The organism is Aeromonas sp. D3 (assembly GCF_027705025.1).
Classification (GTDB): Bacteria; Pseudomonadota; Gammaproteobacteria; order Enterobacterales; family Aeromonadaceae; genus Aeromonas; species Aeromonas salmonicida.
In genome coordinates this window covers 40,625-54,241 of sequence record NZ_JAPDBE010000009.1, presented here as the reverse complement: position 1 = coordinate 54,241, position 13,617 = coordinate 40,625, and the positions used below count along the sequence as shown (strand labels likewise).

Here is a 13,617-nt window from a genome sequence, read left to right as displayed (position 1 = left end):
GGATATAAGCCTGCCATTTGTCATGACAATTTTTCGCCCAGGATAATGGAGTTGGAAAATACTTGTCCCGCATTTCAGCGCACACCTTAAACCATTCCGCAGTAGATCCGTTGCAGACTATCTTGCTTCCCCCCCATACAGGTTGACTCAATAAAATAAACTTGAAATGAAAACCATTCTCATTGGTAAATATATAAAGAACCAAATGAATGGCCTTGTCAACATTATGAGCGAGATATGAGAGAACTGACTTCCATGCAGGCGGCTTGCTGGATTGGCCGAGGCAATCACTCAGCACTGGGTGAGGTTTCTGCACATCTTTACGCCGAGTTCGATTGCCATGCCCTCGACCTGCAACGCTTGAGCCGCGCCCTTGAACATGTGTATCGAGCACACCCCATGCTGCGACTTCAGATAACCCCTGACGGCATGCAGACAGTGGCTGAAATGGCACCATCACAACGCCTTGAGGTTGATGACTTCAAGACGCTGGGTGATGCAGAACGGGCGGATGCACTGAGGCGCAAGCGCCAGGAGTGGACACATCAACGCCTTGACCTGGCCCGGGGGCAAGCTGCACGTTTCTCGGTATCACTTCTGGGGGAGGATGCATGCAGGCTGCATATCGATACCGACATGATAGCGGTCGATCCCTCCAGCTTCCGCGTGCTGATGGAAGACCTGGCGCTATTCTATGAATGCCCGGACTCGCCACGGCAAACCCCTCCAGCCTTCTTCGACTGGTGCGATGCAATCAATCAGGATCCCGTGCAGCAAGCAGCCAGAATGGCAGACAGAGCCTGGTGGCGCAGCAGGCTGTCACAGATAGCGCCGGCCCCCTCGCTGCCAGCGCCAGCACATGCTGCTTCATCCCCCGATAGCCACCGCCTCAGTGCATGGCTCTCCCCCGAAGAGCGTCAAACCCTGATCCAGTTGGCCCGACACAGACGAATGACGCTTTCCAGCCTGATGTTGGGGCTGTTTGCCCATCAGCTCGGCATGGCCACGGGCGACAAGAGATTTCGTCTCAATCTGCCCTTCTTCTGGCGCCAGCCCGTGATTGAGGGGACAGAAAAAATCGTCGGGGAGTTCGCCAATCTGACCATCCTCGATGTCGACATGACCTCTGCCAATACCCTCGCAGGGCTCTGCCATCAACTGGCAAGCCAGATGGCCGAACGACTCAGTCACGGCAGCTACTCAGGTGTCAGCCTGATGCGCGATCTCTCCCGCCACCATGGTGCAGCCCAGCTAGCCCCAGTGGTGTTCACGGCAGCGCTGGATCTGGATGGCGGCGAGCTGTTTTCCGAACGGGTTCACCGCGTGTTTGGCTCCATGAACTGGGTCATCTCCCAGGGACCTCAGGTCGCGCTGGATGCACAAGTTGTCCGTATTGATGGCGGCATATTGATCAACTGGGACATTCGCCTGGATGCACTGCCGCAAGCCTGGATCACCCGGTTGTTCAACGATTTCGTCACTCAGGTTCGCACAGTAGCCACCAATCCAGCCACCCTTGACCAAGCGCTGACACCACAAAAGCCTCTGATGGAAACACCTCTGACACCATTGCAGCAAGCCTATCTGCTGGGTCGCACCACCCAGTTCCCACTCGGGGGAGTCGCCATGCAGGAGTTTCGCGAATACCACGGGCGACTGGAGCCGTCCACGCTGCGACAGCGACTGCACGCCATGGTCAAACGCCACGAGAGTTTGCGCACCCTTGTCGATCCCGAGAGAGTAATCCAGTACGTCAGTGACGAGGAGAGGGTCAACCTTGAGGAGATCGACCTGCGCCACCTCTCTGCCAGCACGGTGCAAGAACGGCTCGAGCTGCATCGCAACCACTATACCCACGCACTCTTCAGTCTCGAGCATGCCCCCTGGAACTTGACCCTGTTCCATTTGCCGGATGACCAGCATGTTGTTTTCGCTCGCTTCGATGCGCTCATCCTCGACGGGCGCTCGATCGCGGCACTGATGCTGGAGTTGTTCGAGGGTCATCAGCCCGATATGCCCTCCATCACGGCGGCTCAGGACGCCCCCGTGAGCCCTGAGCTGCGCAAGGCTGATGCCCAGTATTGGACGCATAAACTCGTCGGGTTGGACGGGGCCCCCCGGCTGCCATGGAAGCAGCCACTGGATCAGATCCCTACCGCCCGTTACGAGCGACAGAGCCTGATCATTCCCCCTGACCTCTTCATCCAGCTTTGCAAACTGGGCTCCCGACAGCACTTTTTCAAAAACACCACCATCATGGCCCTGATCCTGGATGTGCTGTCCCGCTGGCTCGACGAGGGAGATCTGTGTGTCGCCATTCCGGTCGCCCCCTTGCCCTCAGGCCCGCTTGCCAACCGATCCAGCTTCATCGCCGTCGAGTGGTGTGGGGCCAGGGACACGCTGATCGACAGGGCAAACCAGCTGCAAAACGACGTGATGGAAGGGTTGCAGCATCTGGCCTTCTCCGGGGTGGATATTGCCCGTCAGCTGTTTGAAACCCGGGGTACAGGCCCGGTGCTGCCCATTGTCATCACCAATGGACTCTCCTGGCCAACAGCCACCGGCAGCAGCACCATGACCCTGTGCGCCGGACTGACCCAGACGCCGCAGGTGGCGATGGACATTCGCTTTTCGAGCCGCGCGGATGGCGCCCTGGTACTGGATATCGACTATGCCCGGGAGGCAATAGAGAGCGACCTGGTGTGCGATATCCTCACGGCACTGGACAAGGCAAGCCGCCATATGGTCACCTCTGGCCTGTTTGATATTGATGCCAGCGCCATCATTGATACGGGCCACTATCGCCATAACAGTGACGAGACAGGGGCAGACACGGACCCCTTCCTCGAGCGCATCGCGGCGCATCTTTTCGATGCCGGCAATGACAAGATTGCCCTGATACAGGGGGATCGCCGCATCAGCTATCACACTCTCGGCGACAGCGTCTTGCGGATCATGGGGGCGTTCGAAAGAGGGAGGATCACGGCAGGCAAGGTCGTCGCCATCTGTCTGCCCCGCAGCCCGGAGCACACCATGGCTACCCTGGCCTGCGCCTTGAGCGGCGTGGTCTGGGTACCGATAGACAGCTGCTCCCCCACCGAGAGGCTGCACTATTTGTTGGAGAACTGTCGACCTGACCTGATCATCTGTGCAGGCGGGCTCGAGTCTGACTACCCCACTGTCACACCAGCGGCGCTGCTGGCGTCTCCCCACGACAATGTCAGCGGCACCCCCTGGGTCGGGCGCTCCCAGCACCCGGCGCCGGCCTACTACCTCTACACCTCGGGGACGACCGGCAAGCCCAAATGTGTGGTGCTCAACAACAGGGCCACGGCCAATGTCATCGGCAGCACGCTCAAGGCATGGCAGGTCACCCCTGACGATGTATTCATCTCGGTCACACCGCTGCACCACGACATGTCGGTCTTCGACGTGTTCGGTTGCCTGAGCGCTGGCGCCACTCTGGTACAGCCGGAAACGGGGGCGGAAAAAGATGCGGTGCGCTGGAATCAGCTGGTGGAGCAGCATGGCGTCACCCTCTGGTGCTCTGTGCCGGCCATGCTCGAGATGCTGCTCTCCTGCAGTCAGGCAACGGGGCTGACGAGCCTGCGGCTGATCGCGCAAGGGGGGGATTACATCAAACCCGGCATCATAGCCGAACTTCGCAAGCGGCTGCCGTCGGCCCGCCTGGCGTCACTGGGCGGGCCGACCGAAACCACCATCTGGAGTATCTGGCACCAGATCGGCGTCAGGGATCAGGACAAGATACCGTACGGTACGCCCTTGCCGGGCAACGGCTACTGGTTGCTCAATGAAAGAGGGGAACACTGCCCGACCGGGGTTGCCGGTCGCATCCATACCACAGGGGTGAACCTGGCGCTCGGCTACCTGGAAGATGGCGAGCTGACACAGCAGGACTTTGTCACCCTTGCGTCAGGCTCCGGTGAGGAGACAAGGGCGTTTCGTACCGGCGATCGGGGCCGTTATCGGGCTGACGGCACCCTGATGTTCGACAGCCGCGTGAACGGCTACATCAAGGTGCGTGGCGTGCGCGTCTCATTGCCTGATATCGAAATCGAGCTCATCAAGCACCCGGCCATTGCCCATGTACTGGTGGTGGACTACGGCGCCGAGCAGCAGGGGGAACTCTGTATCGGGGCCCTGTATGTGGGCAAGCATGGGGAAGCAGTCTCCATCACCTCGTTACGCGAGCATGCCAAGCAACACCTGCCAGCCTCCCATGTGCCGACGCGCTTTATCCAGGTCGACAGCCTGCCGCTGACACAAAATGGCAAGCCGGATCGGCGCGCAGCACGCAGCAGGTTGACCTCATCAGACAAGGGGGGATCGGAACTACAAGCCACAGCGGATGTTGGTGCGACGGATGGCGGCGCCGTGCTCGATATCTATCTGGAGGTGCTGGGACAGGTCCGGCATGAAGGGATGAGCAGTCAGCTCGACTTCACCAGCCTCGGGCTGCGTCCCCAACACCTCAAGGTCATCTCGGCACGTCTGGGTGAGCACTTCTCCAGAGCCCTGTCACCGGGACAACTGCTGCGCTGCCGCAATGCAGCGGATGTGGAAGTCCTGCTCAGGTCCCCCGGTTCCTGACCTATCAAGCCTCGGGGAGAGCGCACTCCCCGGGGTTCATTGTCATTCCCTCGGAGTTTTTTATGGATATCACAAGCGTTGACCTGACCGGTATTGGCATCGGGCCCTTCAATCTTGGGCTGGCAGCCCTGCTCTCCCGTCACAGTGAGGTGACGGGGGTATTTCTCGAGCGCAAATCCGCGTTTCGCTGGCATGAGGGATTGCTGCTGCCGGGCACCACACTGCAAGTGCCCTTCCTGGCCGATCTGGTGACACTGGCCGACCCGACCCACCCCCTGAGTTATCTCAACTACCTGCACCAGCAGGATCGGCTTTACCCTTTCTATTACTACGATCACTTCCTGATCCCGAGACGGGAATATGACCACTACTGCCGCTGGGCCGCGCAGCAGCTAACGAGCTGTCACTTTGGCGAAGAGGTCATCGATGTCCACTATGACGACACCAGGGAGAGGTTTCTCATCGACAGCACATCCGCAACCGGAGCCGTACAGCGCTACAGCAGCCGCGATCTGGTTATCGGCATAGGCACCACCCCCTGGTTGCCCGACTGGGCTCGGGAATGCCAACATCCTCTCGTCATGCATTCAGCCCGGTTCATGCATGCCAGGGAGGATCTCTCGCAATGCAAGCGGGTGACCGTCATTGGATCGGGACAGAGTGCCGCCGAATGCGTATTGGCGCTCTTTAGCGCCTTGACCCCGGAACAGGTCCGGGCCGGTGCCTCCATTCAGTGGATCACCCGGGCGGCCGGTTTTCACCCCATGGAATATTCGAAGCTGGGACAGGAGTGCTTCACCCCCGCCTACATGCACTACTTCCACACTCTGCCCAGAGAGCGGCGCCGGGAAATAGTGGCGGAGCAAGGGTTGCTCTACAAAGGCATCAGCTTCTCGAGCATCAGCTTCTCGACCATTGGCGAGATTTTTGATCTGCTCTATGAGAGATCCATCGGCGGAGAGACGCCAGGTCTGGTGCTCTACTCACATTGCACCATCGAAGGAGTGGAAGAACTGGATGGCCAGGGTGCCCTGCGCATGAGCTGCCATCACACCCAGCTGGATCAGCACTGCACACTGGAGACCGACGCCATCGTCGCCGCAACCGGTTATGCCCATGCGTGGCCAGCGTGGTTTGAACGGCTCAAAGGCACAGTCCTGGCCGTTGATGAGCAGGGGGATTGCATAGTCCAGCCAGATTTCACGGCCCGTCGTTGCGACAGAGGACAGGGGCGGATCTTTGTTCAGAATGCCGAAATATTTCAGCATGGGGTGGGCTCACCGGATCTGGGCATAGGCCCCAACCGCAATGCACATATCCTCAATCAGTTGCTTGGTCGGGAGCAGTATCGCCTGCCCCGAACCTCCACCTTCCAGCACTACGGGCTGCCAACCTCCTAGCCCTGGGTTCTGCCCCCTGTCGGCTGACAGGGGGCAGAACACTGTTTATGCCTCCTTTTGCAGTGCCAGATCAGCCAGTCGACATTCACTCGTACCGGTACTTGTCATCAGTCCGAACAGCCGGTTCAGCACAATGCAAAGAGCCTCGACCCAATCCCTGCTGTAGCGTTCGGCGCTATAGGTGATCACCAGCCGCAATCTGCGCTCCCCTTCCAGCACATCCTCCATGATCTCGAACTGCAACCCGAACATGGACTCCGTTTTGTCAGGATCAATCTGTCGGTAGCGGATCCCCTCACCGGCAGGGGTAGGCAAGCGCCCGTTCAAAGCATTATTGGCGTGAATCTGGACATAGACATCAAACAGGAGACCCTCTGCCGCCGTCATGCCAAGTCCTTGCTGGATCTGCTCCAGCGGGATGTCTGCATAGGACATGGAGTCATTGATGGTATGCGTAACCGTCCTCAACAGACTGCCGAGAGACTCCTGCTCATCGAACTCGACTCTGTGCGCCACCATGGTGGTGAAGTAACCCACCGTATCAAAGAATGCAGGATCGGTACGTCCGGATGCCGAGGTCCCTATGACGATCTCGTTCAGGCCATCCAGCTTGTGCAGGGATACTGCAATCGCCGTGTACACCAGATTGAAGAGCGAAGAGTCATGGCCTCTGGCGAAGGCATACAAACTGTCGAGACTCCCCTGCTCGAGCTTGAGCTCCAGCCACTGCGCCGCGATAGAACCCTGGCCCTCGGACGGAGCACATAGCCGCTGCTTTCGCCGCTCGTCGGCAGCACCTTGCAACATCCGGGTCCAGTACGCCAGGTGCCGGGGATTGATGCCCTGCTCTGCCTGCTGCCGTGCAAATCCGTGAAAATCGAGCGCTGGCGTGGCCCATACCGGCGCCTGATCTGCCGCACGGGCAAGATAAGCGCTGGCGAGATCCTCCATCATGAGGTTGATGGACCACTCATCCACCACCATGTGATGAACCAGAAATGAGAGGTGCTGGCGGCCAGTCGCCACATCCCGAATGAAACGGATACGGATCGGCAGCTCATGGGAGAGATCGAATTGATAGGTCGCCTCATTGGCCAGGGAGACACCTCCGCTTTCAGCGCTGTGCCAGAACCACCTATATTGGCCCAGATGTTCAACAGGAATAATACGCTGGAATACCTGACCGTCTTGCGCATGGAAAGTCGTTCGCAAACTGGGGTGGCGTTTTATCAGGTCTGTAAATGCCTGCAAAAAAACCGTTTCATCAACTTCATCAATAAAATCCAGCGCAAAGGGCAGATTGAAGATGGTGCCAAAATCATGGGCAGCATAGGCTCGCCACAATGACGCTTGTGCCAGCGCGAGTGGTGCCTGCTGGCTGGTATTTTCAACAACAAGTGAAGGTATTTGCTGAGGCGGGCTATTCAATATTGCTTTTTTAGCGAGGGCAGCCGCAGAAGGCGACTCAAAAAAATCATTGAAACGGCACTCAATACCATGACGATTCTGCAACTTGCCAATAATGCGCGTAGCCAGCAATGAGTGGCTGCCAAAATCAAAGAAGTCATCATTAAGCGTCATGTCAGGGCTGGATAAAGCAATACGAAACTCATCAAGTAAAATAAGCGCCAGCTTGTCCCTTTCCGTGTGTTCCGTCTGGTTATTGGTAATTTCAGGTGCTAACACGCCTGAGTTTATCGATAGCTTTGTCATTTCCAGAGAAGGCAGATGCGGAGCAAGGGCGCCGTACTCATCACGCAATCTGGCCACCAGCTCGCCCAGACAACACACCTCCCCCAGTATGGGATGAGACATCAATGTGAACATAACACCCTGTTCTACATGGATAATGAATGCCTTGAACGGCGGCTGGCTGGCAGAATCCCAGGGCGACGTATGAAGGGCGCCAAGGGTGGCATCGAGGTCCCCCGAAGACAACCGGATAAATTCCAGACAGGGATACCAGCCATCAACCCTGTATTTATAAAGGTCTCCTTCATCACTGAAGAGATAGCGGGAATTCAAATCCGGCAAGGCCGTTATTAATGACTGAATTGTCAGAGTGAGCAATGAAATATCGACATTGTCATCCAGCCGCCAGACTTCCAGGTGCTTGATGACTTGCTCCGGATGCTGTTGTTGCAACAACCAGATATTTTCTTCATGAGTGCTCACAGGTATTTCTGGCAATACCTCGGAGTAACATAGTGGCAAGAGTGGCCTCCTTGCTGAATTGTGAATAATGACCATTGGGTTATGCCGGTTTTTCTGTCAAAAACCACTGAGATAGCTCCCCTGCTGTCAGAGTCAGTGAAGAGCATTGCTTGATATCTACGAACAGGATATCTTGTAAATGATTATCATATAGATTTTCATTATCAAAAAGAAAAACACTGTATTCGGGAGAAAAGAGCCGTGGAGAGGGATGCTTGCTCCTTGCAGGAACAGTGGCAGACGTTATATCGGGACAATCATGGATGGCTCTGTCGCCTGCTCCGCCGCAAGCTGGGAAATTCGTACGATGCAGCGGATTTGGCTCACGATATTTACCTCCACCTCATCAATAAGGGCCATATTCCCGCGGCCAGCGAATCGCGCCGTTATTTGATGCAAATAGCCAAAGGCAAACTGATTGATCTCTATCGCCGGCGCAGTCTGGAAGCCCGCTATCTCGAACGCCAAACCCAGCAACCAGCACTCAAGGAGCCATCTGAAGAGACCCGCGCACTGATGCGCGAAGCTCTGGGGGCTGTCGATATGGCGTTGCAGCGCAAGCCACCCAAGATCCGCCAGGCACTGCTGCTGTCGAGGCTCAATGGTATGGGCTACCAGGACATAGCAACCGAACTGCAGGTCTCGGTCTCTTCCGTTGAGAAGTACATAGCCCTTGGCCTGCAGACCTGTCACCAGTGTGAATCAGATGCGGGACGCTGAACTTTCTTTGGTCGTAAAAAGATTCATTTGAGGTTTTTATCCGCCCGTTCGGAAAACCACAAGAGACGTGTCAGCCCAATGCAAACGAGACGGTGGGACATGGCCGCCATCACCCCACAGTGGAGAAGTATTCATGAAGGTAGACGACGAGTTCATCCTTGATTCCAAAGCCGCGGGTCCGATTGCCCGAGTCCTTTCACCCATTCGTGGCCGGCTGCTGGCTGCCGCCCTGCTCGCCGCCGTTGGTTCCATGCTGACACTGGTTCCCCTGGCGGGTATCACCCGGATTGCACAGCTGGTACTCGGCCAGGAGGGTGCTGGGTGGGAACTTGAAGAACTCTGGCTGATTGTCGGTGTCAGCCTGGCGAGTCTGTTTCTGGGCATGACGCTCATTTCCGCGGGCGATCTGGTCGCTCACCTCGCCGACAACCGCATCACAGGCTATCTGCGTCAGGCGCTGACCCGCCGCCTGGCCAGAGTGCCGCTGGGCTGGTTCACGGCCCGGGCATCGGGTGAAGTGAAACAGGCGATGCAAGATGACATAGGCACACTGCACAGCCTGACGGCCCATTTCTTCACGACCATGGGACGCAGCGCCGGTGCCGTTGCCATCTCGATTGCCTACCTGTTCTTCATGGACTGGCGCATGGCCATCATCTCGCTGCTGCCCTTTCCCCTCTTCTTCCTGTTCTCCGCCAGAGCGCACAGCGCCAGCGCCGCCAACATGCAGCAGTTCGGTGCCGGCATGGCGCGGATCAACAACGCCGTGGTCGAGTTTGTCAGCGGCATTCCGGTAGTGAAGGCATTCGGTGTTCAGGGCAAGCTCCACAGCAGCTACCGCGAAGCCATCGATGCCTTTGCCGATGCCTTCAAGGCGTTTACCCGCCCCCTGGTCAGCGCCATGGCCAATGCCAACGCCATCATGGCGCCAGCCTCCGTGCTCGGTGTCGTGCTGGCCGGGGGCGTCGTGCTGGTCAGTGCCGGCTGGATAGCGCCAGCCGATGTGCTGCCATTCGTGCTGGTGGCCCCAGGGCTTTGCGCCCCCCTGCTGCTATTGAGCTACCTCACCCATGACCTGAACAATGCGACCGGCGCTGCCCAGCGGGTGCATGCCTTGCTGCAGACTCCCGTGCTGGACACCACTGCTGCAACCGACTCCCAGCAGCCTGCAAACGGGGAGATCCGGGTCGAGCAACTGAGCTACGGCTATGACGATCAGGTACAGGTGCTGACCGACATCAACTTCACTCTGCAGCCTGGCACCGTCACTGCCATTGTCGGTGCATCCGGTTCGGGGAAATCCACACTGGCACGCCTGCTGCTTCGCTTCTTCGATCCGGATGCTGGGAGGATCACCCTTGGCGGGGTCGATCTCAGACAAATGGACAGCGCCCGGCTCTATCGACACATCGGCTTTGTCTTGCAGGATGTACGCCTCATTCACGCCAGTCTGCACGACAACATAGCGCTGGGTCGTCCGAACGCCACCCGGGCAGAGGTTGAAGCCGTCGCACGGCTCGCCAATATCCACGATCGTATTCTGGCGCTGCCGCATGGATACGACTCAGTGGTCGGAGAGGATGCGCAGCTCTCCGGTGGGGAACTGCAACGGGTGAGCATAGCCCGTGCCCTGCTGCTCGACCCGCCGGTGCTGGTGCTTGACGAAGCCACGGCGGCGGCCGATGCCGACAACGAGGTAAAGCTGCAACAGGCACTTTCGGCCTTTGCCCATGGTCGTACCCTGGTCGTCATCGCACACAGACTCGACACCGTCATGAACGCCGATCAAATCCTGGTGATCGACAACGGTACCCTCTGCGAACAGGGCAGGCACGACGAACTGCTGGCACTCAATGGCCGTTATGCCCGCTTGTGGGCCCAGGGCCGCTATGACAAGGCCATTCCCGTAGAGAAAAGACAATCCCCTGAGCATGAAGAGGCGGTCCCCCAATGCTGAAGACCTTTGTTCGTCTGCTGGACGATGACACTGCAATATTGCGTCGCTATGGCTGGCTGGCAGTGATCTACAGCCTCTGCTGCGGCCTCACCATAGTCACCCTGATCCCTGTGCTCAGGCACTTGTTGCTGGGAGAGGTGAACAGCGCAGCCAGCTGGCTGTTCGTCCAGCTGCTGGGGGTGGTGCTCTGCTGGTACCTCAGGCGCAAGGTGGAAAAGGCGGGGATAGCGGTCGGCATTGCCGTCCTCCAGACGGGTCGCCATCAGCTGGGCGAGCATGTCGGCAGCCTGCCCATCGGCTGGTTTACCCCTGCCAACACAGCCCGGCTCAATCACGCGGCATCACAGGGGATGATGGAAATCGCCCAGCTCCCGGCCCATGTGTTTACCCCGCTGCTGACCGGCTCCCTCATACCCCTGGTAGTGCTGGCGGCTCTGTTTGCCATCAACCTGACCCTGGGGCTGGTGGCGCTGGTCGCCCTGCCGCTCATGGTGGGGGTGTTCTGGTTCACTGGCCGCCTCAATCAAGCGGCTGACCTGAAGTTCCACCGCAATGCCGCCTCCACCAGCCAGCGCATGGTCGAATTCGCGCAGGCACAATCCGTGCTGCGAGCCTTCAATGGCGAGCGCGGCGGTACCCGCTTCCTCGAGCAGGCCATCTCGCAGCAACAGCAATCCGCCAAAAAGCTTATCCAGCTCACCGCACTCTCATCCGGACTCAATCTCTGGGCGGTGCAAGCCGGCTTTGCCGCCCTGCTGATCGCCGCGACCCTGTGGTTGCAGGGAAATGCAGGCGCTGGCGTGGACAAAGAGGGTCTGATTGCCGCCCTGGTGGCTCTGGTGCTGATAAACCGTTTCATCGATCCCTTGCTCGATGTGGCCAGTTACAGCGATATCCTGCGCAGCGTCCGTGGACAACTGGATGCCTTGCGAGACATCTTTGCGCAAGCTCCCCAGTCGGCCCCGCACTCACCACGCATCCCGACCGATGCCTCGGTCGAGCTGTGCAACGTCAGCTTCCGGTATGCCGCAAATCAACCCTCCGTGCTCAGTGACGTCAGCCTGAGAGTCGAACCGGGCAGCATGACGGCGCTGGTCGGGGCATCCGGCTCGGGGAAAACCACCTTGCTGAGGCTGATTGCACGCTTTTTCGATGTCAGCCAGGGAGAAGTCAAGGTGGGTGGCGTGGATGTCAGGGAGATAACCGGCGACGTACTGGCCAACCAGATCAGCCAGATTTTCCAGGATGCCTACCTGTTCCAGGGCTCGATTGCCGACAACATCCGCATCGGCAAACCGAACGCCAGCGATGAAGAGGTGTTGATCGCGGCAAGGCAAGCCGGGGTGAGCGAGATCCTGGAGCGCCTGCCCCAGGGTCTGGCAACTCAGGTGGGTGAAGGAGGTGCCCGCCTCTCTGGCGGTGAGCGGCAACGTATCTCCATCGCCCGGGCCCTGATCAAGGATGCCCCCATACTGCTGGTCGACGAGGCCACGGCAGCCCTGGATGCGGAGAACCAGGCTGCCATCGCCGAGGCGCTGGCGCGTCTGCGAGGGAAACGAACCCTGATTGTCATCGCCCACCAGCTGTCGACGGTCGAGATGGCAGACCAGATACTGGTACTGGAAGAGGGCGAGGTGCGCGAACAGGGCACCCATGCCGAACTCAGCCGCCAGTCCGGTCCCTATGCCCATTTCCTGGCACAACGGCAAGCCGCCAAGGGATGGCGCATCACCCGCGCCGTCCGTGACGAGGCCATCTCTTGAGACCAGCGGTCCTGCCCACCCTCTTGATCCTGCTCAGTGGCCTCTCCCTGCTGGTCGGGGTCAAACATATATCCCTGGCGGCGCTCTGGTCCTTCTCGGGCGACAGCTGGCTGACTCTCACCGCCAGCCGGTTGCCCCGACTGGCGGCACTCCTGCTCACCGGGGCCGGCTTGTCGGTGTCCGGGGTCATATTGCAGCAGATAGTGCAAAACAAGTTTGTGGAACCGGCCACCTCGGGTGGGCTGGATGCCGCCAAACTCGGCATCCTGATTGCACTGACCCAGCTCCCCTCAACCGGCACCACGGGGCGGATGCTGGTGGCGCTGGTGTTCTGCTTTCTGTCCAGCCTGCTGTTCATCGCCATCATACGGCGCATTCAGTTCAAGAATACTGTGCTGATCCCCGTGATTGGCCTCATGTATGGCAGCGTGCTCAGCGCCATCGCCGAGTTCTATGCCTATCGGCACAACATACTGCAAAGCATACAGGGCTGGCTGCTGGGGGATTTCTCCAAGGTGGTCGAGGGCAATTACGAGATCATCTACCTGATCCTGCCCATCACAGTGCTCACTTATCTCTATGCCCATCGCTTCACAGTGCTGGGCATGGGGGAAGAGGCGGCCACCAGCCTGGGACTGCGCTATTCGGCAACGGCGGCATTGGGATTGGTGCTGGTGGCGGTCACGGTAGCCGCCACCGTCATCACAGTGGGGGCCATCCCCTTCGTCGGTCTGGTCATTCCCAACCTGGTGGCCATGCATTACGGTGAGCACCTGAAGAAAACCCTGCCCATCGTCGCCATGAGCGGCGCCCTGCTGCTGCTGGCGTGCGACATTCTCGGCCGTCTGCTGATCTACCCCTTCGAAGTGCCGATAGGCTTGACCGCCGGCAGCGTGGGGGGCGTGCTGTTCCTGTCGATGATCCTGTGGAGACGCGCATGAAGCACCTGTTG

7 protein-coding genes are annotated in these 13,617 nt (G+C 58.8%); 6 read left to right on the top strand and 1 reads right to left on the bottom strand.

The features are described 5' to 3' along the window. Window positions 1-237: 237 nt before the first annotated feature. Both OKC28_RS07770 and basC read left to right on the top strand, forming a co-directional pair. Window positions 238-4,611 (top strand): amino acid adenylation domain-containing protein, encoded by a 4,374-nt coding sequence (locus tag OKC28_RS07770; RefSeq protein ID WP_270688569.1) that lies wholly within the window; start codon window positions 238-240, stop codon window positions 4,609-4,611. Window positions 4,612-4,673: 62 nt separating this feature from the next. After that, window positions 4,674-6,011 carry a putative histamine N-monooxygenase gene (basC, locus tag OKC28_RS07765; RefSeq protein WP_270688567.1) on the top strand — a complete coding sequence of 446 codons (1,338 nt, stop codon included), beginning with the start codon at window positions 4,674-4,676 and terminating at the stop codon, window positions 6,009-6,011. A 45-nt stretch (window positions 6,012-6,056) separates the two neighbouring features. On the opposite strand, the gene OKC28_RS07760 is transcribed toward basC, so the two are convergent. Continuing rightward, complete coding sequence (locus tag OKC28_RS07760) at window positions 6,057-8,186, bottom strand: condensation domain-containing protein (protein WP_270688565.1); 2,130 nt, start codon at window positions 8,184-8,186, stop codon at window positions 6,057-6,059. 240 nt (window positions 8,187-8,426) lie between these two features. Between OKC28_RS07760 and OKC28_RS07755 the strand changes: the two genes are divergently transcribed. The 4 genes from OKC28_RS07755 to OKC28_RS07740 all read left to right on the top strand — a co-directional run bounded on the left by OKC28_RS07755 (window position 8,427) and on the right by OKC28_RS07740 (window position 13,606). Further along, the gene (locus OKC28_RS07755; RefSeq protein ID WP_270688563.1) at window positions 8,427-8,945 is read left to right on the top strand and encodes a sigma-70 family RNA polymerase sigma factor; all 519 of its coding nucleotides are present in this window, start codon (window positions 8,427-8,429) and stop codon (window positions 8,943-8,945) included. Window positions 8,946-9,078: 133 nt separating this feature from the next. Then, the gene (locus tag OKC28_RS07750) at window positions 9,079-10,902 is read left to right on the top strand and encodes an ABC transporter ATP-binding protein (protein WP_270688561.1); all 1,824 of its coding nucleotides are present in this window, start codon (window positions 9,079-9,081) and stop codon (window positions 10,900-10,902) included. Then, window positions 10,896-12,665, top strand: a complete 1,770-nt coding sequence (locus OKC28_RS07745) for an ABC transporter ATP-binding protein (RefSeq protein WP_219598105.1) — start codon at window positions 10,896-10,898, stop codon at window positions 12,663-12,665. Before OKC28_RS07750 ends, OKC28_RS07745 begins: the two co-directional genes overlap by 7 nt. After that, on the top strand, window positions 12,662-13,606 hold the full coding sequence (locus OKC28_RS07740; RefSeq protein ID WP_219598104.1) for an ABC transporter permease: 945 nt from the start codon (window positions 12,662-12,664) through the stop codon (window positions 13,604-13,606). Before OKC28_RS07745 ends, OKC28_RS07740 begins: the two co-directional genes overlap by 4 nt. Window positions 13,607-13,617: the final 11 nt, after the last annotated feature.